22 protein-coding genes are annotated in these 22,339 nt (G+C 71.9%); 14 read left to right on the forward strand and 8 right to left on the reverse strand.

Annotated features, from left to right (window positions below; all coding sequences use genetic code 11):
* Positions 1-26 precede the first annotated feature (26 nt).
* Together ACH4E8_RS01525 and ACH4E8_RS01530 are read right to left on the reverse strand one after the other, a co-directional pair.
* The gene (locus tag ACH4E8_RS01525) at positions 27-536 is read right to left on the reverse strand and encodes a MarR family winged helix-turn-helix transcriptional regulator (RefSeq protein WP_398443254.1); all 510 of its coding nucleotides are present in this window, start codon (positions 534-536) and stop codon (positions 27-29) included.
* Positions 537-704: 168 nt separating this feature from the next.
* The gene (locus ACH4E8_RS01530) at positions 705-1,052 is read right to left on the reverse strand and encodes a DUF3817 domain-containing protein (RefSeq protein WP_398443256.1); all 348 of its coding nucleotides are present in this window, start codon (positions 1,050-1,052) and stop codon (positions 705-707) included.
* Between the two features lie 164 nt (positions 1,053-1,216).
* Here ACH4E8_RS01530 and ACH4E8_RS01535 point away from each other — a divergent pair, with 164 nt between their 5' ends.
* The 4 genes from ACH4E8_RS01535 (at position 1,217) to ACH4E8_RS01550 (ending at position 3,959) form a co-directional block, all read left to right on the forward strand.
* Positions 1,217-1,855 (forward strand): AIM24 family protein, encoded by a 639-nt coding sequence (locus ACH4E8_RS01535; protein WP_398443259.1) that lies wholly within the window; start codon positions 1,217-1,219, stop codon positions 1,853-1,855.
* Positions 1,856-2,506, forward strand: a complete 651-nt coding sequence (locus tag ACH4E8_RS01540; RefSeq protein ID WP_398443261.1) for an AIM24 family protein — start codon at positions 1,856-1,858, stop codon at positions 2,504-2,506.
* Positions 2,507-2,538: 32 nt separating this feature from the next.
* Positions 2,539-3,288, forward strand: coding sequence for an AIM24 family protein (locus tag ACH4E8_RS01545; protein WP_398443263.1), 750 nt, complete (start codon positions 2,539-2,541; stop codon positions 3,286-3,288).
* A 194-nt stretch (positions 3,289-3,482) separates the two neighbouring features.
* Complete coding sequence (locus ACH4E8_RS01550; RefSeq protein ID WP_398443265.1) at positions 3,483-3,959, forward strand: MarR family winged helix-turn-helix transcriptional regulator; 477 nt, start codon at positions 3,483-3,485, stop codon at positions 3,957-3,959.
* 30 nt (positions 3,960-3,989) lie between these two features.
* Here ACH4E8_RS01550 and ACH4E8_RS01555 read toward each other — a convergent pair whose 3' ends face one another.
* Positions 3,990-5,438, reverse strand: a complete 1,449-nt coding sequence (locus ACH4E8_RS01555) for a sensor histidine kinase (RefSeq protein ID WP_398443267.1) — start codon at positions 5,436-5,438, stop codon at positions 3,990-3,992.
* Positions 5,435-6,130 (reverse strand): response regulator transcription factor, encoded by a 696-nt coding sequence (locus ACH4E8_RS01560; RefSeq protein WP_398443269.1) that lies wholly within the window; start codon positions 6,128-6,130, stop codon positions 5,435-5,437. Before ACH4E8_RS01560 ends, ACH4E8_RS01555 begins: the two co-directional genes overlap by 4 nt.
* A 126-nt stretch (positions 6,131-6,256) precedes the next feature.
* Between ACH4E8_RS01560 and ACH4E8_RS01565 the strand changes: the two genes are divergently transcribed.
* Positions 6,257-6,802 (forward strand): PepSY domain-containing protein, encoded by a 546-nt coding sequence (locus ACH4E8_RS01565; RefSeq protein WP_398443271.1) that lies wholly within the window; start codon positions 6,257-6,259, stop codon positions 6,800-6,802.
* A gap of 267 nt (positions 6,803-7,069) precedes the next feature.
* On the opposite strand, the gene meaB is transcribed toward ACH4E8_RS01565, so the two are convergent.
* Entirely contained in the window at positions 7,070-8,035 is a 966-nt protein-coding gene (meaB, locus tag ACH4E8_RS01570) for a methylmalonyl Co-A mutase-associated GTPase MeaB (protein WP_398443273.1), read from the reverse strand.
* A 64-nt stretch (positions 8,036-8,099) separates the two neighbouring features.
* Positions 8,100-9,302, reverse strand: a complete 1,203-nt coding sequence (locus ACH4E8_RS01575) for an acetyl-CoA C-acetyltransferase (protein WP_398443275.1) — start codon at positions 9,300-9,302, stop codon at positions 8,100-8,102.
* Positions 9,303-9,467: 165 nt separating this feature from the next.
* On the opposite strand from ACH4E8_RS01575, the gene mce reads away from it, so the two are divergent.
* The 7 genes from mce (at position 9,468) to ACH4E8_RS01610 (ending at position 19,036) form a co-directional block, all read left to right on the forward strand.
* Positions 9,468-9,896: a methylmalonyl-CoA epimerase gene (gene mce, locus ACH4E8_RS01580; RefSeq protein ID WP_398443277.1), complete on the forward strand. Its 429-nt coding sequence runs from the start codon at positions 9,468-9,470 to the stop codon at positions 9,894-9,896.
* 166 nt (positions 9,897-10,062) lie between these two features.
* Positions 10,063-13,914, forward strand: a complete 3,852-nt coding sequence (scy, locus tag ACH4E8_RS01585; RefSeq protein WP_398443279.1) for a polarized growth protein Scy — start codon at positions 10,063-10,065, stop codon at positions 13,912-13,914.
* A gap of 146 nt (positions 13,915-14,060) precedes the next feature.
* Positions 14,061-14,999: a cellulose-binding protein gene (locus ACH4E8_RS01590; protein WP_361537185.1), complete on the forward strand. Its 939-nt coding sequence runs from the start codon at positions 14,061-14,063 to the stop codon at positions 14,997-14,999.
* 107 nt (positions 15,000-15,106) lie between these two features.
* Positions 15,107-16,102 (forward strand): ABC transporter ATP-binding protein, encoded by a 996-nt coding sequence (locus ACH4E8_RS01595; RefSeq protein WP_398443281.1) that lies wholly within the window; start codon positions 15,107-15,109, stop codon positions 16,100-16,102.
* Between the two features lie 3 nt (positions 16,103-16,105).
* Positions 16,106-16,885, forward strand: a complete 780-nt coding sequence (locus tag ACH4E8_RS01600; protein ID WP_398443283.1) for an ABC transporter permease subunit — start codon at positions 16,106-16,108, stop codon at positions 16,883-16,885.
* A 172-nt stretch (positions 16,886-17,057) separates the two neighbouring features.
* Complete coding sequence (locus ACH4E8_RS01605) at positions 17,058-18,197, forward strand: ABC transporter ATP-binding protein (RefSeq protein ID WP_398443285.1); 1,140 nt, start codon at positions 17,058-17,060, stop codon at positions 18,195-18,197.
* Positions 18,194-19,036, forward strand: coding sequence for an ABC transporter permease subunit (locus ACH4E8_RS01610; protein ID WP_398443287.1), 843 nt, complete (start codon positions 18,194-18,196; stop codon positions 19,034-19,036). Before ACH4E8_RS01605 ends, ACH4E8_RS01610 begins: the two co-directional genes overlap by 4 nt.
* Before the next feature lie 45 nt (positions 19,037-19,081).
* Here the strand turns inward: ACH4E8_RS01610 and ACH4E8_RS01615 are convergent, their stop codons facing one another.
* Positions 19,082-19,411 carry an ATP/GTP-binding protein gene (locus ACH4E8_RS01615; RefSeq protein WP_398443289.1) on the reverse strand — a complete coding sequence of 110 codons (330 nt, stop codon included), beginning with the start codon at positions 19,409-19,411 and terminating at the stop codon, positions 19,082-19,084.
* 218 nt (positions 19,412-19,629) lie between these two features.
* On the opposite strand from ACH4E8_RS01615, the gene ACH4E8_RS01620 reads away from it, so the two are divergent.
* A complete protein-coding gene (locus ACH4E8_RS01620) occupies positions 19,630-20,673 on the forward strand; it encodes an LLM class flavin-dependent oxidoreductase (protein ID WP_398443291.1) in 1,044 nt (347 codons plus the stop codon).
* Between the two features lie 242 nt (positions 20,674-20,915).
* On the opposite strand, the gene ACH4E8_RS01625 is transcribed toward ACH4E8_RS01620, so the two are convergent.
* Positions 20,916-21,308, reverse strand: a complete 393-nt coding sequence (locus ACH4E8_RS01625; RefSeq protein ID WP_361969591.1) for an SCO5389 family protein — start codon at positions 21,306-21,308, stop codon at positions 20,916-20,918.
* A 307-nt stretch (positions 21,309-21,615) separates the two neighbouring features.
* Between ACH4E8_RS01625 and nucS the strand changes: the two genes are divergently transcribed.
* Positions 21,616-22,278 carry an endonuclease NucS gene (gene nucS, locus ACH4E8_RS01630; RefSeq protein WP_398443293.1) on the forward strand — a complete coding sequence of 221 codons (663 nt, stop codon included), beginning with the start codon at positions 21,616-21,618 and terminating at the stop codon, positions 22,276-22,278.
* The last annotated feature ends 61 nt before the right edge of the window (positions 22,279-22,339 follow it).

The following is a 22,339-nucleotide window of genomic DNA, read 5'->3' on the forward strand; positions in this document are numbered from 1 at the left end:
CTCCGGGCTACCGCCGGGCCCGCCGCTCACGCCTCGTCGAAGTCCCGCGCAGCCACCCTCAGCGGCCGCAGCATCGCGAAGATCTCGCCGCACTCCTCACCGTCGTACGCCCCGAGCCCGAAGTCCATCGCCATCAGGTCCCGGGTGGCCGCCTCCACCACCCCGCGGCCCTTCTCGGTGATCGAGGCGAGGGTGCCGCGGCCGTCGTTCGGGTTGGGGCGCTTGTCCACGAGACCGGACTTGACCAGCCGGTCCACCGTGTTCGTCACGGACGTGGGGTGGACCATCAGCCGCTCGCCGATCTTCGACATCGGCAGTTCGCCCGCCTTGGAGAAGGTCAGCAGCACCAGCGCCTCGTACCGGGCGAACGTCAGCCCGTACGGCTTGACGACGGCGTCGACCTCGGCGAGCAGGATCTGGTGGGCCCGCATGATCGAGGTGATCGCGGCCATCGAGGGCACGGGCCCCCAGCGCTGGCGCCACAACTCGTCGGCTCGGGCGATCGGATCGAAGGAGAGGCTGAGCGGCTTGGACACGCGCCCGACCCTACCCAGTGGGCATCGAGCGCTCAGCCCCGTCTCGCCCTTCGGTCCGCCGCCCGCAACGGAGAAGACCCCGCCGAGCTGAGTGCTCGGCGGGGTCGCCGACCGGCGGTCGGGGGGTGCCGGTCGGAAGTCGCAGGTGCTGCGCGGGCGCAGCGCTGACTAGGCGGGGTTCACCGTGCCCTCGCGGCGCGCACGCGAGGCGATCACCTCGTCCTCGGCCGCCCGCTTCAGCTTGCGCTCCGCCACGAAGCCGCCGAACGGCAGCACCGAGAGCACGAAGTACAGCGCCGCGGTCTTCAGGTCCCACTTGGTGCGGTTCCACGCGTCCAGCCAGAACAGCACGTAGATGATGAAGAGGACGCCGTGGATCATGCCGAGCGCGGGCACCGCGTTGAAGTCCGTGGTGCGCTTCAGCACCGACGCGATCATCAACAGGATGAAGGAGACGGCCTCCGGCGCCGAGACGAGGCGGAGACGGTGGAGGGACGAGGCGGTCTTGATGTCCACGGCGGATGCACCTTCGGTGGGAGACGATCTTGTGAACGCGCTCACAAGCGCTGCCCCATTCTGCCAGCCCCCTTTGCCAAGCCTTTGTCCGGGGTGGGTGCGCGGGCGCCGTGATCCTCCTTGAGTACCTGTTCGTACCGGGTTGCGCCGGATACGGTCGCTCCGTGGCAACGTTTCGACTCCAGGGGAGCAAGGTGCTCGCGGTCGACATGACCGGCGACGCCGTCAAGGCGAAGAACGGGTCGATGGTCGCGTACGACGGCCAGATGGCCTTCAAGAAGCTCACCGGCGGCGGCGAGGGCATCCGCGGCATGGTGACCCGCCGGCTGACCGGCGAACAGATGACGCTGATGGAGGTCAAGGGCCAGGGCACCTGCTTCTTCGCCGACCGCGCGTCGGAGATCAACCTCGTCGCACTGCACGGCGACAAGCTGTACGTCGAGTCCAGCAACCTGCTGGCGACGGACGGCGGGCTGCGCACCGGCACCACCTTCACCGGCCTGCGCGGCGGGGCGAGCGGCAACGGCCTGTTCACCACCACCGTCGAGGGCAGCGGGCAGGTCGCGATCACCTCGGACGGCCCGGCCGTGGTGCTGCGCGTCACCCCGCAGTACCCGCTCTCCGTCGACCCCGGCGCGTACGTGGCCCACCAGGGCTCCCTGCGCCAGAACTTCCAGTCCGGGGTGACCTTCCGCACCTTCATGGGCGAGGGCGGCGGCGAGGCGTTCCAGATCCGCTTCGAGGGCGACGGACTCGTCTACGTGCAGCCGAGCGAGCGCAACACGATCGGGGGCGACGTCTAGATGTCCTTCCGCGAGATCAACTCCAGGCTGATCGAGGTGACCGTCGCCCCGGGGCAGCGGCTGTTCAGCCAGCGCGGCGCGATGATCGCGTACCGCGGTGACGTGACCTTCACCCCGAACACGGCCGGCGGCCGGGGCGGCATCGCCTCGATGATCGGCCGCCGGGTCGCCGGCGAGGCGACCCCGCTGATGACGGTGGAGGGCAGCGGCACGGTGATGTTCGGGCACGGCGGCCACCACGTCCAGGTCGTCCACCTCACCGGCGACACGCTCTACGTGGAGGCGGACCGCCTGCTCGCCTTCGACGGCGCCTTGGAGCAGGGCACGATGTTCATGGGCTCGCAGGGCGGGGTCATGGGCATGGTGCGCGGCCAGGTCAGCGGCCAGGGCCTGTTCACCACCACGCTGCGCGGCCACGGCGCGGTGGCGGTGATGGCGCACGGCGGCGTGGTGGAACTGCCGATCGTCCCCGGGCGCCCGGTGCACGTGGACCCGCAGGCGTACGTGGCGCACCACGGCGACGTGCGGAACAAGCTCTCCACCGCGCTCGGCTGGCGCGACATGGTGGGGCGCGGCTCGGGCGAGGCGTTCCAGTTGGAGCTCAGCGGCAGCGGTGCGGTGTACGTCCAGGCGTCGGAGGAGAAGCTGTGACCGGTCCGGGCGGCCCCGTGGCCCTTGATCCGATGACGTTGCCGAGCGACGACAACGTCAACGCGTACACCTTCTGCGTGGAGCTGAAGGGGAGCCAGTGGTTCCTCCAGAAGGGCAAGATGATCGCCTATTACGGGCAGATCGAGTTCAACGGCGTCGGGCACGGCCGGCTCGACCGGCTGCTGCGCACCTCGTTCCACTCGCCGCTGCACGCGGGCGACTGGGTGGTGGCGGAGGGCAGCGGCAAGATGCTGCTCGCGGACCGGGCGTTCGACGTGAACTCCTTCGACCTGGACGACGGCAATCTGACGATCCGCGCCGGGAACCTGCTGGCCTACCAGCCGTCGCTGGCGCTGAAGCAGTCGATCGTGCCGGGCTTCCTGACGTTGATCGGCACGGGGAAGTTCGTCGCCGCTTCGAACGGCCCGGTGGTCTTCATGGAGCCCCCGATCCGGGTGGATCCGCAGGCGCTGGTGGGGTGGGCGGACTGCCCCTCGCCCTGTCACCACTACGACCACGGGTACATGACGGGGGTGCTGGGCGGGGTGCGGGCGCTGACGGGGATCGGCGGGGCCTCCGGCGAGGAGCACCAGTTCGACTTCGTGGGTGCAGGCACCGTGCTGTTGCAGTCCTCCGAGGCGCTGTTGCCCGAGGTGTCGACGGGGGCGCCGCCGGCGCAGGCGGGGGTCCCTTCGGGTCACGGCGGGGGGCAGGGGCAGCACGGCTCGGCACCGCGCCTGCCGGGTCAACTGGGCGACCTCCAGCGTCGCTTCGGACTGTGAGCGGGGGCCTGCGGAGCGTGAGACCGTAGCCAGACCCCCCTCGCGTGCTGCGTACACTGCGCATTCACACGAGGGGCGTGCCGCGCCTCGCGGTCCACAGGCCCCGTGGACCGAAATCCTCCGGACGCTCCGGACCGACGATCTTCCGACCCAAAAATAGTCCGTCTTTCAACTTCTTTAGGTAGAATCCACATATGGAGACCGAGACGGCCACCCGCTGGCTCACCGATGACGAGCAGACCACCTGGCGTGCCCACCTGGACGTCAACAGGTTGTTGATGCACCAGCTCGAAAGGGACCTCCAGCCGTTCGGCCTGACCCTCAACGACTACGAGATCCTGGTCAACCTCTCGGAGTCCGACGACCTGCGGATGCGGATGAGCGACCTGGCAGCGGCCACGCTCCAGTCCAAGAGCCGCCTCTCCCACCAGATCACCCGGATGGAGAACGCGGGCCTGGTGCGCCGGGAGAACTGCGAGTCGGACCGCCGCGGGCTGTTCGCGGTGCTCACCGAACACGGCATGGCCACCATGCGCCGGGTGGCGCCCCACCACGTCGCCTCCGTGCGCCGGCACTTCATCGACCTGATGTCCCCCGAGGCCCTCGCGGACCTGCGGGACTCGCTGCTCCCGGTGGTGGACCACCTGCGCGGGCAGCGCGGCAAGCTCTGACGCGCCGACCGTAGGCGCAGAGCCGTCGATTCACAGCGCGGGCAGCCGCAGCACGAACCGCGCACCGCCCGCCGCGGACCGCCCCACCGTGAGCGTGCCGCCGTGTCGCCGGGCGACGTCCCGCGCGATGGCGAGGCCGAGACCCGCGCCTCCCTCGTCGCGCGAGCGGGCGTCGTCGAGCCGTACGAACCGCTCGAAGATCCGCTCCCGCTCGGCGTCCGGCACGCCCGTCCCGTCGTCCGCGACGGACAGCACCGCGGATCCGCCCTCGCGCCGTACGGAGACCTCGACGGAGGCCAGGGCGTGCCGCTGGGCGTTGTCGAGGAGGTTGCCGAGGACCCGGACGAGCTGTCCGTGCGAGCCGGCCACCTCCACCCCGTCCGTCACGTCCACGGCCGCCGGCACCCGGTCCCCCGTGCGCTGCGACACCTCTTCGCGCACCAGCGCCGACAGGTCGAGCCGGGCCCGCCCCGGCTGCTCCCCCGCGTCCAACCTGGCCAACAACAGCAGGTCGGCGGCGAGCTGTTGGAGCCGTACGGTGTCGGCCACCGCACCCGGCACGTCCAGCAGCTCCGGGTGCGCCTCGCCGACCTCCAGCTGGGTGCGCAGCGAAGCGATCGGGCTGCGCAGTTCGTGCGAGGCGTCCGCGACGAACCGCCGCTGCCGCTCCACGGACGCCTCCAGCGCCGCCAGCGTCTCGTTCGTGGTGTGCGCGAGCCGGGCCACCTCGTCCCCGGTGGCGGGCTCCGGCACCCGCCTCGACAGGTCCTCCGAAGCGGTGATCGCGGCCATCTCGGCGCGGATGCCCTCCACCGGCTTCAGCGCGCGCCGGGTCACCAGCCAGGTCACCGACGCGACGACGACGAGCACCGGCGGCAGACCGATGAGCATCGCCTCCCGCACCGACCCCACGGCGTCCTTCTCGACGGACAGCGGGGCGCCCGCGTAGACCGTGACGGTGCGGCCGGCGCCCGTGGTCGCCTCCACGACGGCGAAGACGTACTCGGCGAAGTCGCCGTCCACGGTCGCCGTGCCCTTCACGAAGCGCGGCTCCTTGCCGGAGACCTCGCCGCGCTCGGGCTCGTCGACGTCCTGTTCGTCCTGGCCGTCCTGGCCGTCCTGGTCGCCGTCGCCGTCCCCGTCGTCCCCGCCCGGCGGCAGCGGCTGCGGCTTCACGCCCGTCGTCCCGGTACCGGAGATCTGCTCCAGCTCGTCGCTGACCGCGACCACCCGGCCGTCCTCGTCGACGACCTGCACGGGCCGGTCGTCCGTGGACGGGATCGTCAGCGTCCCGCTCGCCGTGTCGCCCTCCCGCGCGACCTGCGCGGCGACCTCCCGGGCGGTGACCTCCGCCTGGAGTTCCGCCTGGTCGGAGAGGTACGCCCGGAGCACCAACAGCACCGCGGCGCCGGCGAGGACCAGGGCGACGGCGACGACCGCGGTGGCGCCGAGCGCGGCCTTGGCCCGTACGGACCTCATCGGCCCGCCCCGGCTTCGGGGCCCGTACCGGGCGGGGCCACCAAGCGGTAGCCCGCGCCCCGCACCGTCTGGATGCGCGGGGCGCCCACCTTGCGGCGCAGCGCGCTGATGTACACCTCGATGATGTTCGGGTCGCCGTCGTAGGCGAAGTCCCACACGTGCTCCAGGATCTGCGCCTTGCTGACGACCTCCCCGGCGCGCACCGCGAGCTGCTCCAGGACCGCGAACTCCTTCGCCGTCAGGGCGACCTCCGTCTCGCCGCGGAACACCCGGCGGGCCGCGGTCTCCACCCGCAGGTCGCCGACGAGCAGCACCGGCGACGGCCCGCCGCGACCGCGGCGGCGGAGCAGCGCCTTGACCCTGGCGACGAGCACGACGTACGAGAACGGCTTGGTCAGGTAGTCGTCCGCGCCGGTGTCCAGGCCCTCGGCCTCGTCGTACTCGCCGTCCTTGGCGGTCAGCATCAGGATCGGCACCTCGTTGCCGGCGGCGCGCAGCGCGGCGCAGACCCGGTAGCCGTTCATGCCGGGCAGCATGATGTCGAGGACGACCAGGTCGTACGCGCCGTCGGCGGCCCGGTGCAGCCCCTCCAGGCCGTCGTGGACCACGTCCACGGCGTATCCCTCGGCGGTCAGGCCCCTGGCGAGGGAGAGGGCCAGCCGCTTCTCGTCCTCCACGATCAGCAAACGCATGGGCCAAGGGTCCCAAACCGAAGCTGAAGATCCCTTCAGGTGGCTTCAGGTTGCGTTCAGGGTCCCTTCGCCAGATTGGTGGTCGTCAAGCCAACGACGCACCACCTCGATGGGGAGGACCCCTCCATGAAGCGCAAGATCGTGATCGCGACGGCCGTGGCCGCGGCACTTTTGACCGGCGGCGCCTACACGGCGGTGGCCGCGACCGACGACCCCTCGGCGGCGAAGGTCCCGACGAAGGTCACCGTCGAGGACGCGACGAAGGCGGCCCTGGCCGAGGTCCCGGGCACCGTGGAGTCGGTGGACCTCGACGACGACGACAACGGCGGCTGGGACGTCGAGATCCGCGGCACCGACGGCAAGGAGAGCGAGGTGCGGGTCGACGCGGAGTCGGGGAAGGTGAGCGTCACGGAGCGGGACGACGCGGATGACGACGACCGGGACGACCGGGACGATGACCGCGATGACCGCGACGACGCGCCCAAGGGCGTCAAGGTCACGTCCCAGCAGGCCGCGGACGCCGCCCTCGCACTCCACCCCGGCACGGTCACCGAGATCGACTTCGACGACGACGGCTGGGACGTCGAGGTCCGCGGCAAGGACGGCAAGGAGCACGACGTCAAGGTCAACGCGACCACGGCGAAGGCGACGCCGGACCGCGACGACGACTGACCTGCGGTCGCGGGGCGGGGGGACGTGCGCGCCGTAGCACCTCGGGTGCATTGCTCTGTGCGGACCGTGGGTGGCTGGTCGCGCAGTTCCCCGCGCCCCTGAAAACCCCACCCGACCGCGGGTTGTCCTGCAGTCAAAGGCCAAGCAGAGGAACCCAGGGGCGCTGGGGGTCCCCGTGCCCGCAGGGCACAGGGGGCGGAACTGCGCGAGCTGCCGCAGGCGGGGCAGTCGGGCAGCTACGGGTCGCACCGCAGCGCCCGGTGCGCGCTACGCGCGGGTGACGCCCGCCACCAGTTCGTCCGCCGCGCCGTAGGGGTCCAGCTCGCCCGCGACGATGCGCGCCGCCAGCGCGTCCAGGCGGCGGTCGCCGTGCAGGTCGGCCAGGTCCGCGATGCGGCTGCGGAGCGCGGTGACCGCGATCGTCTCGACCTCGCCCGCCGCCCTCCGCAGACGGCGATCCGCCAACACCCCCCGCTCCTCCATCCACGCCCGGTGCTTCTCCAGCGCCTCCACGACCTGGTCGACGCCCTCCGCGCGCGCCGCGACCGTCTTGACGATCGGGGGCCGCCAGTCCCCCGGGCCGCGCGCCTCGCCCAGGCCCAGCATGTGGTTCAGCTCCCGCGCGGTCGCGTCCGCGCCGTCCCGGTCCGCCTTGTTCACCACGTACACGTCGCCGATCTCCAAGATGCCCGCCTTCGCGGCCTGGATGCCGTCGCCCATCCCGGGGGCGAGCAGCACCACGGAGGTGTCGGCCTGCGCGGCGATCTCGACCTCGGACTGGCCGACGCCGACGGTCTCGACGAGGACCACGTCGCAGCCGGCGGCGTCGAGGACCCGCACCGCCTGCGGCGCGGCCCAGGCCAGACCGCCGAGGTGGCCGCGGGTGGCCATCGAGCGGATGTAGACGCCGGAGTCGGAGGCGTGCTCCGACATCCGCACCCGGTCGCCGAGGAGCGCCCCGCCGGAGAACGGCGACGAGGGGTCGACGGCCAGCACGCCGACCCGCTTGCCCGCCTTGCGGTACGCGGTGACCAGCGCGGAGGTGGTGGTGGACTTGCCCACGCCGGGCGAGCCCGTCAGCCCCACCACGTACGCCCCGCCGGTCAGCGGCGCGAGCGCGGCCATCACCTCGCGAAGTTGCGGGGACGCCCCCTCCACCAGCGAGATCAGCCGGGCCACGGCGCGCGGCCGGCCCTCCCTCGCGCGGGCGACCAGCTCCGCGACGTCGACCATGGCTCAGCTCCTCGGTGCTCGTGCTCGGTGTGCGTACGAGTGCGTACGGGACGGCGCCCGCGGCCTACTTCGCGGGGACGCGGACGATCAGCGCGTCGCCCTGGCCCCCGCCGCCGCACAGCGCCGCCGCGCCCACGCCACCGCCGCGGCGCCGCAGCTCCAGCGCGAGGTGCAGCACGATGCGCGCGCCGGACATGCCGATGGGGTGGCCGAGCGCGATCGCCCCGCCGTTGACGTTCACCCTTTCCGGGGAGACCCCCAGGTCCTTCATTGACTGCACGGCGACCGCGGCGAACGCCTCGTTGATCTCGATGAGGTCGAGGTCGTCGACGCCGATGCCCTCCTTGCCCAGGGCGTGCAGGATCGCGTTGGACGGCTGGGACTGGAGGGAGTTGTCCGGGCCGGCGACGTTGCCGTGGGCGCCGATCTCGGCGATCCATTCGAGGCCCAGCTCCTCCGCCTTGGCGCGGCTCATCACGACCACCGCGGCGGCGCCGTCGGAGATCTGGGAGGAGGTGCCGGCGGTGATGGTGCCGTCCGGGGCGAACGCGGGCCGCAGCCGCCCCAGGCCCTCCGCGGTGGTGTCCGGGCGGATGCCCTCGTCCTGGGCGAAGACCACGGGGTCGCCCTTGCGCTGCGGGATCTCGACGGGGGTGATCTCGGCGTCGAAGAGGCCGTTCTTCTGCGCGGCGGCGGCCCGCTGGTGGGACGCGGCGGCGAAGGCGTCCTGCGCGGGGCGCTCGATGCCGAGCCGGGTGTTGTGCTTCTCGGTGGACTCGCCCATCGCGATGCCCTCGAAGGCGTCGGTGAGGCCGTCGTGCGCCATGGCGTCGAGCATCTGGACCGCGCCGTACTTGAAGCCCTCGCGGGACTTCGGCAGCAGGTGCGGCGCGTTCGTCATGGACTCCTGGCCGCCGGCGACGACGACGTCGAACTCGCCGGCCCGGATCAGCTGGTCCGCCAGCGCGATCGCGTCGAGGCCGGAGAGGCAGACCTTGTTGATGGTGAGCGCGGGCACGCTCATCGGGATGCCCGCCTTGACCGCGGCCTGGCGCGCCGGGATCTGTCCGGTGCCGGCCTGGAGCACCTGGCCCATGATCACGTACTGCACCTGGTCGGGGCCGATGCCGGCCCGGTCCATGGCCGCCTTGATCGCGAAGGAGCCGAGGTCCGCGCCGGAGAAGGACCGCAGCGAGCCGAGGAGCCGGCCCATGGGCGTCCGGGCGCCCGAGACGATCACTGTGGTGGTGTCGGTGTTCCGTGACATGTGAGCGATCCCCTTAGAAAGCCTGAGAAAGCCTGCGAGCTCTGACGCCGAGGAGTGAACGATGGTTCACCTCAATGTACTGAGCGGTACGGCCCGGGGTCACCGTGCGCCCGGTGTGATGGCGCGCACCTTGCGTAACCGACGTGGTGCCGTTCCACTGTTCCCATGTTGACGCGTATCGACCACATCGGGATCGCCTGCTTCGACCTCGACGAGACCGTCGAGTTCTACCGGGCCACGTACGGCTTCGAGGTCTTCCACACGGAGGTCAACGAGGAACAGGGCGTGCGCGAGGCCATGCTCAAGATCAACGAGACCTCCGACGGCGGGGCCTCCTACCTCCAGCTCCTGGAGCCGACCCGCGAGGACTCCCCCGTGGGGAAGTGGCTGGCCAAGAACGGCGAGGGCGTGCACCACATCGCCTTCGGCACGGCCGACGTCGACGGCGACGCGGAGGCGATCCGGCAGAAGGGGATCCGGGTCCTGGACGAGCAGCCGCGCCGGGGCTCGATGGACTCCCGGATCACCTTCCTCCACCCCAAGGACTGCCACGGCGTGCTGACCGAACTCGTCACCTCTGCAACGGAGCACTGACCTCCGGTTACCCGGCCCGGTAGAGTGGGCGATTCCGGGCCGGGGCCGGGTCGGGGCCGCGACGCGTCCTCTCATATTGTTCTGTCACCATTCCCCGGGGGACCGTCCGCGAGCGACGGTGCTTGTGCGGGATCAGTTTCGACCAGGGGACGGATGGGACCGCGTCGTGCGGGGCTACGAACGCCAGGAGAGTCACCGGGCTGAGGACGACCACCTCTCGCGGTTCGAAGCCGAGATGAAGCGGCTGAAGACCGACCGGGAGAAGGCCGTCCAGCACGCCGAGGACCTCGGCTACCAGGTCGAGGTGTTGCGCGCCAAGCTCCACGAGGCGCGCCGCGCACTCGCGTCCCGCCCCGCCTACGACGGCCAGGACCTCGGCTATCAGGCCGAGCAGATGCTGCGCAACGCACAGGTCCAGGTCGACCAGATGCGCTCGGACGCCGAACGCGAGCTGCGTGACGTCCGCGCCCAGGCACAGCGGCTGCTCCAGGAGCACGCGGAGCAGCAGGCCCGCCTCCAGGCGGAGCTGCACGCCGAGGCCAACCAGCGCCGCCAGCGGCTCGACCAGGAGCTGGCCGAGCGCCGCCGCACCGTCGAGGCGCACGTCAACGAGAACGTCGCCTGGGCCGAGCAGCTGAGGGCCCGTACCGAATCGCAGGCCCGGCGGCTGCTCGACGAGTCCCGCGCGGAGGCCGAGCAGTCGCTGGGCCAGGCCCGTGCCGACTCGAAGCGACTGATGGACGAGACCCGCTCGCGGGTCGCGTCCGAGGCGGACTCGGCCCGCAGCGAGGCGGAGGCCCTGCTGCACCGGGCCCGCCGGGACGCCGAGCGGATGCTGAACGCGGCGTCGGCCCAGGCCCAGGAAGCCACGGCGCACGCCGAGCAGCTTCGCTCGACCACGACCGCCGAGTCCGACCAGGCCCGCCAGCAGGCCACCGAGCTGAGCCGGAGCGCCGAGCAGCGGCTCCAGGAGGCCGAGGACCGGCTGCGCGAGGCCCGCGCCGAGGCCGAGGGACTGGTCACCGAGGCGAAGGAGTCCGCGGGCCGTCAGCTCGCGAGCGCCGAGTCCCTGGCCGAGCAGCGCAACCGCACCGCCAAGGCGGAGATCGCCCGGCTGGTCGCCGAGGCCACCACCGAGGCCGAAGCGGTGAAGGCGGAGGCCGAGCAGGTCCTCACCGACGCCCGCTCGCAGTCCGAGAAGCAGCTCGCGGAGGCCGGCGAGAAGGCCCGCCAGATCGCGGCCGAGGACTCCGCGGCGGCGATCGCCAAGGCCGCCAGGGACGCCGAGGAAGTCCTGAACAAGGCGTCCGAGGACGCCCAGGAGACCACCCGCAAGGCCGGCGAGGAGGCCGAGCGGCTGCGCCGCGAGGCGGAGGCGGAGGCCGACCGGCTGCGCGAGGAGGCGGCCGAGCAGGCCGACCAGCTCAAGGGCGCCGCGAAGGACGACACCAAGGAGTACCGCGCCCGGACCGTCGAGCTCCAGGAGGAGGCGCGGCGGCTGCGCGGCGAGGCGGAGCAACTGCGCTCCGAGGCGGTCGCGGAGGGCGAGCGGATCCGCACCGAAGCCCGACGCGAAGCGGTGCAGCAGATCGAGGAGGCGGCGTCCACCGTCGAGGAGCTGCTGACGAAGGCGCGCACGGACGCGGACGAGCTGCGGTCGGGCGCGAGCAACGACAGCGAGCGGATCCGCACCGAGGCCATCGAGCGGGCGACGACGCTGCGCCGGCAGGCCGAGGAGACCTTGGAGCGCACCCGCGCCGAGGCCGACCGGCTCCGGGTGGAGGCCGAGGAGCAGTCGGACGCGATGCGGACCGCCGCCGAGGCGGCCGCGGCCACCCTGCGCGAGGAGACCCAGCAGGCACTGACGGCCCGTCAGGAGGAGGCTGCCGAAGAGCTGGCCCGGCTCCAGTCGGAGGCCGAGGCCCGGGTGGAGTCCGCGGAGCAGGGCCTTCAGGAGGCGCGCGCCGAGGGCGAGCGGCTCCGGCGCGAGGCGTCGGAGGAGGCCGACCGGCTGCGTACGGAGGCCGCCGAGCGGATCCGTGCGCTCCAGGAGCAGGCCGGGCAGGAGGCCGACCGGCTGCGTACGGAGGCCGCCGCGGACGCGTCGACGGCCCGTGCGGAGGCGGAGAACGTCGCGGTGCGGCTGCGCGGTGACGCCGCGGCCGAGGCGGAGCAGCTCAAGAACGAGGCGCAGGACACCGCGGACCGGCTGCGGGCCGAAGCCGCTTCGGCGGCCGACCGGCTGGGCGCCCAGGCGCAGGAGGCGCTGGCGGCGGCGCAGGAGGAGGCCGTACGGCGTAGGCGTGAGGCCGAGGACATCCTGAAGGCGGCGCGGGACGACGCCGACCAGGAGCGGGACCGGGCGCGCGAGCAGAGCGAGGAGTTGCTCGGCTCGGCGCGCAAGCGGGTCGAGGAGGCCCAGGCCGAGGCGCAACGGCTGGCGGAGGACGCGGACCGGCGGGCCACGGAGGCGATCGCCGCGGCCGAGCAGACCGCGAAGCAGGTGCGGGACTCGGTGTCGGGGCTGCACGAGCAGGCGGAGCAGGAGATCGCCGGCCTGCGCTCCGCCGCGGAGCACGCGGCCGAGCGCACCCGTACGGAGGCGCAGGAGGAAGCGGACCGGGTGCGCGCGGACGCGCACGCGGCGCTGGAGCGCGCCACGGACGACGCGACGCAGTTGCGGGCCCGCGCCCAGGAGGAGACGGAGGCGGCGACCGCGCTCGCCGAACGGACCGTCAACGACGCGATCGCCGAGTCGGAGCGGCTGCGGTCGGACTCCGCGGAGTACGCCCAGCGGATGCGCACGGAGGCGTCCGACGCGGTGGCCTCCGCCGAGCAGGACGCGGCCAGGACCCGGGCCGAGGCCCGGGACGACGCCAACCGGATCCGTTCGGAGGCGGCGGGCCAGGCGGACCGGCTGGTCTCGGAGGCGACGGCCGAGAACGAGCGCATCAGGGCCGAGGCGCAGGAAGTGCTGGACGAGGCGCGGCAGTCCGCGGACAAGCGGCGCGCGGACGCGGCGTCCCAGGCCGACCAGTTGGTGGCCGAGGCCCGCGGGGACGCGGAGCGGCTGCGCGCGGAGGCGGCGGAGGCCGTGGCGGCGGCGCAGCAGGCCGCGGAGCGGCTGCGGTCCGATGCGCAGCAGGTGAAGTCGGAGGCGGAGCGGGCGGCCGAGCGGGTGCGGGGCGAGGCGCGTACGGCGGCCGACCGCATCGTGGACGAGGCGCGGGACGCGGCGGCCAAGCGGCGCAGGGACGCGGCCCAGCAGGCGGACCACCTGGTGAACAAGGCTCAGGAGGAGGCGCTGCGGGCCGCCCTGGAGGCGGAGAAGCAGGCCGACACGATGGTGGGCGCGGCCCGCAAGGAGGCGGAGCGGCTGGTCTCCGAGTCGACCGTGGAGGGCAACTCCCTGGTGGAGCGGGCCCGGGCGGACGCGGACGAGCTGCTGGTGGGCGCGCGTCGGGACGCCACCGCGATAAGGGAGCGGGCGGACGAGCTGCGGGTGCGCGTCGAGGGCGAGGTCGAGGAGCTGCACGAGCGGGCGCGCCGGGAGACCGCGGAGCAGATGAAGGTGGCCGGCGAACGGGTGGACCAGTTGGTGAAGGCGGCCACCGAGCAGCGCAACGAGTCGGCGGAGAAGGCCAAGGAGCTGCTGTCTGAGGCTTCGTCGGAGGCGGGCCGGGTGCGCATCGCCGCGGTGAAGAAGGCGGAGGGCTTGCTCAAGGAGGCCGAGCTGAAGAAGGCCGAGCTGACCCGCGAGGGCGAGCAGATCAAGTCCGAGGCGGAGGTCGAGGCGCGCAGACTCGTCGGCGACGGCAAGCGGGAGTTGGACGTCCTCACCCGTAGGCGTCAGGACATCCAGGCGGAGATCTCCCGGGTGCAGGACGTGCTGGAGGCGTTGGAGTCGTTCGAGGGTCCGCCGTCGGGCGGCAAGTCGTCGGGCGGCTCCTCAAGCGGCGTCAAAGCGGGCGCCTCAGCGGGAGTTACCCGCTCAGGCGGCAAGTCGTCGGGGGACTGAGGACCGTTTCTGCGCCCAAGTCGGGGGCCCAGCCACTCAAAAGGCTGCACATTCTCCAGATCAAACCCGTATCCGCTCGATGACACACCGCTTCGGCCCCTAGGATTCCCCCTATCACCTCACCGGTCTCATTCGACAGGAACCCCATGAGCGACACTTCCTCCCCCTTCGGCTTCGAGCTCGTGCGGCGTGGTTACGACCGCGGTCAGGTGGATGACCGCATTACCAAGCTCGTCGCCGATCGTGACAGTGCTCTGACCCGAATCACCTCCCTGGAAAAGCGGATTGAGGAGCTGCACCTCGAAACGCAGAACGCCCAGGCGCAGGTCACCGACGCGGAGCCGTCGTACGCCGGCCTCGGTGCGCGGGTCGAGAAGATCCTCCGCCTCGCCGAGGAGGAGGCGAAGGACCTGCGCGAGGAGGCCCGCCGCGCCGCGGAGCAGCACCGCGAGCTCGCCGAGTCCGCCGCGCAGCAGGTGCGCAACGACGCCGAGCAGTTCGCCGCCGACCGCAAGCAGAAGGCGGAGGACGAGGGCGTCCGCATCGTCGAGAAGGCGAAGGGCGACGCGACCCAGCTGCGTGCCGACGCGCAGAAGGACGCGCAGTCCAAGCGCGAGGAGGCCGACGCGCTCTTCGAGGAGACGCGCGCCAAGGCGGCCCAGGCCGCGGCCGACTTCGAGACGAACCTGGCCAAGCGCCGCGAGCAGTCCGAGCGCGACCTGGCGTCGCGTCAGGCCAAGGCGGAGAAGCGTCTGGCGGAGATCGAGCACCGGGCGGAGCAGCTGCGCCTGGAGGCGGAGAAGCTGCGGACGGACGCGGAGCGCCGGGCCCGTCAGACGGTGGAGACCGCGCAGCGCCAGGCCGAGGACATCGTGGCCGACGCCAACGCCAAGGCCGACCGGATCCGCAGCGAATCCGAGCGCGAGCTCGCGGCGCTCACCAACCGCCGCGACTCGATCAACGCGCAGCTCACCAACGTCCGTGAGATGCTGGCGACGCTGACCGGTGCCGCGGTGGCCGCGGCGGGCGCGCCCGCCGACGACGAGCCGATCTCCCGCGGCGTCCCGGCCCAGCAGTCCCGCTGAGCCGGAGCCGCAGCCGACCTCTCGTCAGGTCACAGCTCCAAATCAACCGTCGGGCCCCCCGTCGCTCAAGTGGCGGGGGGCTCGTCGCGCCCGTTAGCGTGGGCGCCATGATCGAGCTAGAGGGTCTCACCAAGCGCTTCGGTACGAAGCTCGCCGTCGACAACCTCTCGTTCCAGGTCCGACCGGGTATGATCACCGGTTTTCTGGGCCCGAACGGTGCGGGCAAGTCGACGACGATGCGAATGATGCTCGATCTCGACAACCCGACGTCGGGTTCGGTGCGGATCGACGGGAAGCACTACCGCGAGCTCCAGGAACCGCTGAAGTACATCGGCGCGCTGCTGGACGCCAAGGCCATGCACGGCGGGCGCAGTGCGTACAACAACCTGCTGTGTCTGGCCCAGTCCAATCGGATCCCGCAGTCCCGGGTCTCCGAAGTGCTGGACGTCGTGGGTCTGACGCCGGTGGCGCGGAAGAAATCGAAAGGATTTTCCCTCGGTATGGGGCAGCGCCTCGGCATTGCCTCGGCGCTGCTCGGAGATCCACAGGTGTTGCTCTTCGACGAGCCGGTGAACGGCCTCGATCCCGAAGGCATCCACTGGATCCGCAATCTGATGAAGCAGCTCGCCTCGGAAGGGCGCACGATCTTCGTCTCGTCGCACCTGATGAGCGAAATGGCGCTGACCGCCGAGCACTTGATCGTGATCGGGCAGGGAAAGCTGTTGGCGGACACGTCGATGGCGGAGTTCATCCGACAGAACTCGCGCAGCTACGTCCGGCTGCGGACGCCGCAGCCGGAACAGCTGCGCGACCTGCTCCAGGCGAAGGGCCTGTCCGTGCTGGAGTCGGCCGGCGCGCTGGAGGTCGACGGCGCGACGACGGAGTCCCTGGGCGAGCTCGCGGCCCAGCACCAGATCGTGCTGCACGAGCTGAGCGCCCAGCAGGCATCGCTTGAAGAAGCGTTCATGCAGATGACCGCGAGCGCGGTGGAGTACCACGCGCACGGCACCCCGACCCCGGGCGGCGCGCTCCAGCAGGGGCAGCCCGGCCCCCAGTGGGGCGCCGGCTGGGGCCAGAGCAACGACCAGAACAAGGGAGCCTGACGCATGGCCTCGGTACCCGCCGTCCTACAGTCCGAGTGGACCAAGGTCCGCACGGTGTCGTCCACGACCTGGACCCTGGTGGCCGCCTTCGTGGCGACGGTCGTGATCGGTGCGGCGCTCAGCGCGGTCTTCAGCGCGACCTTCGACGACCTCTCCGACACCGAGCGGCTGACCTTCGACCCGACGTTCGTCAGCTTCTCCGGCACCTCGCTCGGTCAGCTCGCGATGGTGGTCTTCGGCGTCCTGGTGATCGGTACGGAGTACAGCTCCGGCATGATCCGCACCTCGCTCGCCGCGGTCCCGCAGCGCGCCACCTTCCTCTTCGGGAAGATGGCGGTGGCCACCGCGCTGGCGCTGCTCGTCGGCATGGTGACCAGCTTCACCACCTTCTTCGTCGGCCAGGCCCTGCTGGGCGACCACGGCACCGACCTCGGCGCCGAGAACGTCCTGCGCGCGGTCACCGGCGCCGGCATCTACATGACGCTGATGGCCCTCTTCTCGATGGCCGTCGCCACGATGCTGCGCAGCACGGTGCTGGCGCTCGGCATCCTGATGCCGTTCTTCTTCCTCGTCTCCGGGATCCTCTCCGTGGTCCCCAAGGCCAAGGAGGTCGCGCGCTACTTCCCCGACCAGGCCGGCTCGCAGATCATGCGGGTCGTCCCGGACGCCCTGGGCAGCGACAAGGCGCCCTACGGCCCCTGGGAGGGCCTGGGCATCATGGGTCTGTGGGTGATCGTGGCGATCGCCGGCGCGTACCTGGTGCTCAAGAAGCGCGACGCCTGAGGGCGCGGGCCCGCACAGCGACGGCGTCCGCGAACGCAGCGTCGAGCGGCCGTCAGCCCAGCGTGACGCCGCGGTCGCAACCGTTCGCCGCCCGATAAGCTCATTGACTTACGGGGGGCGAACGGCAGCGTTGCCGGGCCCCGGACCGACCGGAAGTCAATGGGGCAGGAGCATGATCGAGGCAGTCGGCCTGACGAAGCGCTACGGCGCGCAAACGGCCGTGTACAACCTTTCGTTCCAGGTCAGGCCAGGTGCCGTGACCGGATTCCTGGGCCCCAACGGCGCCGGCAAGTCCACCACCATGCGCATGATCCTGGGGCTGGACAATCCCACGTCGGGCACGGTCACCGTCGGCGGCCGGGCCTTCCGCCACGCGCCGAACGCACCGCGCGAGGTCGGCGCCCTGCTGGACGCCAAGGCGGTGCACGGCGGCCGCAGCGCCCGCAACCACCTGCTGTCGCTGGCCCAGCTCTCCGGGATCCCGGCGCGGCGGGTCGACGAGGTGCTGGGCGTGGTGGGGCTCCAGGACGTGGCCAAGCGCCGCTCCAAGGGGTTCTCGCTCGGCATGGGACAGCGCCTCGGCATCGCCGCGGCCCTGCTCGGTGACCCCCGGGTGCTGCTCTTCGACGAGCCGGTGAACGGCCTGGACCCCGAGGGCATCCTGTGGGTCCGCAACCTGATGAAGCAGCTCGCCGCCGAGGGCCGTACGGTCTTCGTCTCCTCGCACCTGATGAGCGAGATGGCGCTCACCGCCGACCACCTCATCGTGATCGGGCGGGGCCAGTTGCTCGCCGACATGAGCGTGCGGGAGTTCATCGCGGCGAACTCCGCGGGCTTCGCCCGGGTGCGCACCCCGCAGGAGGAGCCGGAGCAGCGGGAGAAGCTGGCCACCGCGCTCGCCGAGGCCGGCGGCCAGGTGATGCCGGAGACGGACGGCGCCCTGCGCGTGACCGGGCTGCCGCTGCCGCGCATCAGCGACGTCGCGCACGAGGCGGACGTACGGCTGTGGGAGCTGTCGCCGCACCAGGCGTCGCTGGAGGAGGCGTACATGCGGATGACGCAGGCCGCGGTCGACTTCCGCTCCACCCACGACCAGAAGTCGGGGCTGATGCAGCAGCTGCCCTACGGGGCGCCGCCGCAGGCAGCTCCGGGGGCCCAGGGGCCGCAGCACGGCTGGTACGCACCGCCGCCGCGCGAACAGAACCCGTACGCCGTGGCGACGCCGCCCGCGCCCGCGGGACCGCCGCCGGCCGCTCCGCCGGTTCCGCCGGCCGCCCCGACCTCCCACGACCCGTCCGAGGACGCCCGATGACCACCCCTCACCAGCAGCCGGGCGCCCCCGTCCCCGAGTACGCCGCACCGGTCGACTACACCTCGCCGATCCCGATCCGCAGGGCCACCCTCGGCGACGCGCTGGCCTCCGAGTGGACCAAGATCCGCTCCGTGCGCTCCACGATGTGGACGCTGGGCGTGATGGTCGCGCTCCTCGTCGGCATCGGCTTCCTCGTCGCGCTCGCGGTGCGCACCACCGACGACACCTTCCAGCGCGACGACGTGCTGACCCTCGGGTTCTTCGGCACCCTCCTCGGCAGCATTTGCGTGATCACCCTCGGGGTGCTGACGATCGCGTCCGAGTACGGCACCGGGCTGATCCGCACCACCCTGACCGCCTGCCCGAACCGGGCCCGCGTGCTGACCGCCAAGGCGATCGTGTACTTCCTGCTCGTCTTCGGCGTCACCGTCGTCACGACGCTGCTCGTCGGCGCCATGCAGGTCGGGATGCTCGGCGGCGAACCGAACGGCAGCCAGTGGTTCCGCGCGACCCTCGGCGTCAGCCTCTACCTCGCGCTGCTCGGCCTGCTGTCGCTGGCGGTCGGCACCGTCCTCCGGCACTCCGCCGGCGCCATCACGATCATGATCGGCGTCGTCCTGCTGCCGCTGGTCGTGGCGGTGTTCATGGTGGGCAGCTCCCTGCGGGGCACCGCGGAGTTCCTGTTGGAGTACTCCATCCCCAGCCAGATCGGGGTGTTGTACGACGACGCCCTCATCGAGTCCGGTCCGCAGGGCTGGGACCCGCTGTGGATCATGGCCGGTCTCACCGCGGTCGCGCTCGCCGGCGCGTACGCCTCCGTCTTCAGCCGGGACGTCTAGCGAAGACTTCCTCGGGTGCCGAACGGGCCGGCCTGCGCCGCGCGTTCAGTACCTGGGGGCGTTCCTGGACCGCTGCACCCGCGAGGTGCGGCGGTCCTTCGCGTTCCAGCACGCCTTGTGCCAGTGCCGGCGGTCGTCCACCCCGCCGTGCTCCGGCCAGGCGACCACGTGCGGCACGCCGGAGGGGATCTCCTGGTCGCAGCCGGGGCAGCGGTACGTCTTGCCCGCGGCGCTCGCGCCGGCGACGTGCCGGACCGACCACTCCTCGCCCTGCCAGGTCTCGGCGCGGCCGAAGCCGCCGTACCGGTCACCGGCGTCGCCGGAGCGGTCGGTGGGGTTGTCGCCGCCCTTGGGGCGGTTGCGGCGGGGGGACACGCGGCACCTCGCGGGGCAAGTGGGGACGTTTCCTGTCGAGTCCAGCCTACGGGCCGAAGGGCCGGGCACACGTACACGGGAGGGTGATCCCGAGCCACCCCTTGGGTCCAGTTACCGGACAATCGCAAGAACTTCGCCGCGGCCCGTGCCTTTGGCACGTGTCAGGCGTTAATGCGGGCAGGGGGAGTGACGCGTCGGCCGCAAGGAGGCAAAAGGCGATGCGCGTGGGTACGTTCGTCCTGGCCGCTCAATTCCCGGGCCAGGGACAGGGGGAGGCGCTGCACCGGGCGGTGCGCTCCGCCGAGGTCGCGGAGGAGTCCGGACTGGACGCCGTCTGGTTGGCCGAGCACCACTTCGTGCCGTACGGGGTCTGCCCGTCGGCGGTGACGCTCGCCGCGCTGCTGCTCGGCCGCACCAGCCGGATCCGGGTGGGCACCGCGGTGACCGTGCTGCCCAGCGCCCATCCGGTGGCGCTCGGCGAGCAGACCGCGCTGCTGCACCTGACCAGCGGCGGGCGGTTCTCGCTCGGGGTCGGCCGCGGCGGGCCCTGGGTCGACCTGGAGGTGTTCGGCGGCGGCATCGAGGCGTACGAGCGCGGCTTTCCGGAGTCGTTGGACCTGCTGATGCGGTGGCTGCGCGAGCCCTCGGTGGCCGCGAGCGGGGACCGGTACCGGTTCCGCGAGGTGACCGTGGTGCCCCGCCCCGACGAGTTGGTGGCGGACGGTTCCGCCGACGGCGGGCAGGGGCCCGAGGTGGTCGTGGCGTGCACGTCGCCGGCGAGCGTCCGGCTCGCCGCCGGCCACGGGCTCCCCATGCTCCTCGGCATGCACTGCGGCGACGAGGAGAAGGCGGAGATGGTCGCCCTGTGGCGGCGGTACGCGCTGGAGGCGGGCCACTGCCCCGACGCCGTCGCCGATGCCGGTCACGTCTCCGCCGGCGTGGCCCAGATCGCCGACCGGGCCAACGAGGCCCGCGAGACCCTGGTGAAGTCGATGCCGGGCTGGCTGAAGCAGGGCCTGGACGCGCACGTCACGGTCGACGGCAGCCACCGGGTGATGCGCGACCCGGTCGGCTACACGGAACTGCTCTGCTCGATCCACCCCGTCGGACCGCCCCGGCTGGTGGCGGACCGCCTCGCGGCGACCGCGGAGCGCACCGGCATCCGCCGCTTCGCGCTGTTGACCGAGGGCTCCGGGGACCTCGCGGGCACCGAGTCCAACATCCGCCGCCTCGGCGAGGAAGTTCTCCCGCTGCTGGTCTGACCGCCGGTGGGGCAACCGCTGCCGTACCGGCCCCCGTTGGCCCGCCCGCCGCAGGTGCGTCCCCCCTCCCCCGCCTGCCGTGCCGCCGCGACGGCACGGCAGGCGGCCCGGACGCACGGAACCCCCCGCCGAGAGGACCCGCCCCTCGTGCGGGGGGCCCGTGGGAGAGCCCGCTCTCCGCGCGGTCGAGCGCCCCCGCATCTCCCGCGATGCGAAGCCGCTCCGACGACCGCAAGAAGACCTCAGCAGTCGCGCAGCTCGGGCGACTGGTTCAACAGCTGTGCCCTCGCGGAGGTGAAGCGGGCCAGCCGCTCGTCCACCGAGGGGTCCAACGGGAACACCGCGACGCGGTGACAGTTCTGGAATGCCAGGCGCACTCCGAAGTGCCGCTCCAGCGCACCGCGGATCGCATCGCTAGCGAGTGCGCGCAGTAGCTGACCGCGTGCCTGCTCGTCCGGCGGAGGCGTCTGGTTGTCGGCGAAGTCGCCGCCGTCGACCTTCAGCTGTGCCACCAGAGAACTGATCATCTCCCATGCGAAGGGCAGGGAGGTCCGGACGCAGTCGACGAAGGCGGCTTCGTCGACCTCGCCTCGCTCGGCCTGTTCCAACAGCGCCGGTGAGACGTCGAGCGACATGGGTTCTCCTCTCGCGGCCCCGGGGCGCGGGGCCTTGCGGGCAGGGCAGGAAACGCCGGAAACCACCGGAATGCCTCAGCATGCGCATGACGCATGACGACGCAGAGTGCGCGACCGGCAACCTCCTGCATCCACGGTAAGTGCGCCGTCCCGCGCGCACCAGGAGATTGGGCAGACAACCGGCCACAAACGAACACGGACAAGAGGGGCGACCCGAAGCGCCTCAGCCAGGCTCAGTACCCGGTGCGGACGGCCGAGCGCAGACGGAATCGCGCGCGACCCCGGGCGTCGAGTAGCGTTGCCGACCATGCGCCTTGTCATCGCTCGCTGCTCCGTGGACTACGTGGGCAGGCTCACCGCCCACCTTCCCTCCGCCCCCCGCCTGATCCTCGTGAAGGCCGACGGCAGCGTCTCCATCCATGCGGACGACCGGGCGTACAAACCGCTCAACTGGATGTCCCCGCCCTGCACACTCAAGGAGGGCGACGACAGTGTCTGGACGGTCATCAACAAAGCCGGCGAAAAATTGATCATCACCATGGAGGAAGTCCTGCACGACTCCTCCCACGAGCTGGGCGTCGACCCCGGTCTGATCAAGGACGGCGTGGAGGCGCACCTCCAGGAGCTGCTGGCCGACCGGATCGAGACGCTCGGCGACGGCTACACCCTGATCCGGCGTGAGTACCCCACCGCGATCGGGCCGGTGGACATCCTGTGCCGGGACTCCGACGGCGCCACGGTGGCGGTGGAGATCAAGCGCCGCGGCGAGATCGACGGCGTGGAGCAACTGACGCGCTATCTGGAGCTGCTGAACCGCGATCCGCACCTCGCGCCCGTGCGCGGCGTCTTCGCGGCGCAGGAGATCAAGCCGCAGGCCAGGGTGTTGGCGACGGACCGCGGAATCGGCTGCGTGGTGTTGGACTACGACGCGCTGCGCGGCGTCGAGGACGACAAGCTCAGGCTCTTCTGAGCCCGCCTTTCCTGCCGGGCGGGCCTTCGAGGCGACTTCCGGGGCCGTACGTCGAAGCGGG

It is taken from the genome of Streptomyces sp. NPDC017979 (assembly GCF_044328175.1).
Taxonomy (GTDB): domain Bacteria; phylum Actinomycetota; class Actinomycetes; order Streptomycetales; family Streptomycetaceae; genus Streptomyces.

Bases quoted from the DNA above. Each gene is read 5' to 3' on its own strand.
- ACH4E8_RS01610 (WP_398443287.1), top strand. From the start codon at position 18,194: ATGACCACCCCTCACCAGCAGCCGGGCGCCCCCGTCCCCGAGTACGCC.
- ACH4E8_RS01620 (WP_398443291.1), top strand. From the start codon at position 19,630: ATGCGCGTGGGTACGTTCGTCCTGGCCGCTCAATTCCCGGGCCAGGGA.
- meaB (WP_398443273.1), bottom strand. From the start codon at position 8,035: ATGGTCGACGTCGCGGAGCTGGTCGCCCGCGCGAGGGAGGGCCGGCCG.
- ACH4E8_RS01600 (WP_398443283.1), top strand. From the start codon at position 16,106: ATGGCCTCGGTACCCGCCGTCCTACAGTCCGAGTGGACCAAGGTCCGC.
- ACH4E8_RS01595 (WP_398443281.1), top strand. From the start codon at position 15,107: ATGATCGAGCTAGAGGGTCTCACCAAGCGCTTCGGTACGAAGCTCGCC.
- ACH4E8_RS01545 (WP_398443263.1), top strand. From the start codon at position 2,539: ATGACGTTGCCGAGCGACGACAACGTCAACGCGTACACCTTCTGCGTG.
- nucS (WP_398443293.1), top strand. From the start codon at position 21,616: ATGCGCCTTGTCATCGCTCGCTGCTCCGTGGACTACGTGGGCAGGCTC.
- ACH4E8_RS01555 (WP_398443267.1), bottom strand. From the start codon at position 5,438: ATGAGGTCCGTACGGGCCAAGGCCGCGCTCGGCGCCACCGCGGTCGTC.
- ACH4E8_RS01590 (WP_361537185.1), top strand. From the start codon at position 14,061: ATGAGCGACACTTCCTCCCCCTTCGGCTTCGAGCTCGTGCGGCGTGGT.
- ACH4E8_RS01560 (WP_398443269.1), bottom strand. From the start codon at position 6,130: ATGCGTTTGCTGATCGTGGAGGACGAGAAGCGGCTGGCCCTCTCCCTC.
- ACH4E8_RS01565 (WP_398443271.1), top strand. From the start codon at position 6,257: ATGAAGCGCAAGATCGTGATCGCGACGGCCGTGGCCGCGGCACTTTTG.
- ACH4E8_RS01575 (WP_398443275.1), bottom strand. From the start codon at position 9,302: ATGTCACGGAACACCGACACCACCACAGTGATCGTCTCGGGCGCCCGG.
- mce (WP_398443277.1), top strand. From the start codon at position 9,468: ATGTTGACGCGTATCGACCACATCGGGATCGCCTGCTTCGACCTCGAC.
- ACH4E8_RS01550 (WP_398443265.1), top strand. From the start codon at position 3,483: ATGGAGACCGAGACGGCCACCCGCTGGCTCACCGATGACGAGCAGACC.
- ACH4E8_RS01540 (WP_398443261.1), top strand. From the start codon at position 1,856: ATGTCCTTCCGCGAGATCAACTCCAGGCTGATCGAGGTGACCGTCGCC.
- ACH4E8_RS01625 (WP_361969591.1), bottom strand. From the start codon at position 21,308: ATGTCGCTCGACGTCTCACCGGCGCTGTTGGAACAGGCCGAGCGAGGC.
- ACH4E8_RS01605 (WP_398443285.1), top strand. From the start codon at position 17,058: ATGATCGAGGCAGTCGGCCTGACGAAGCGCTACGGCGCGCAAACGGCC.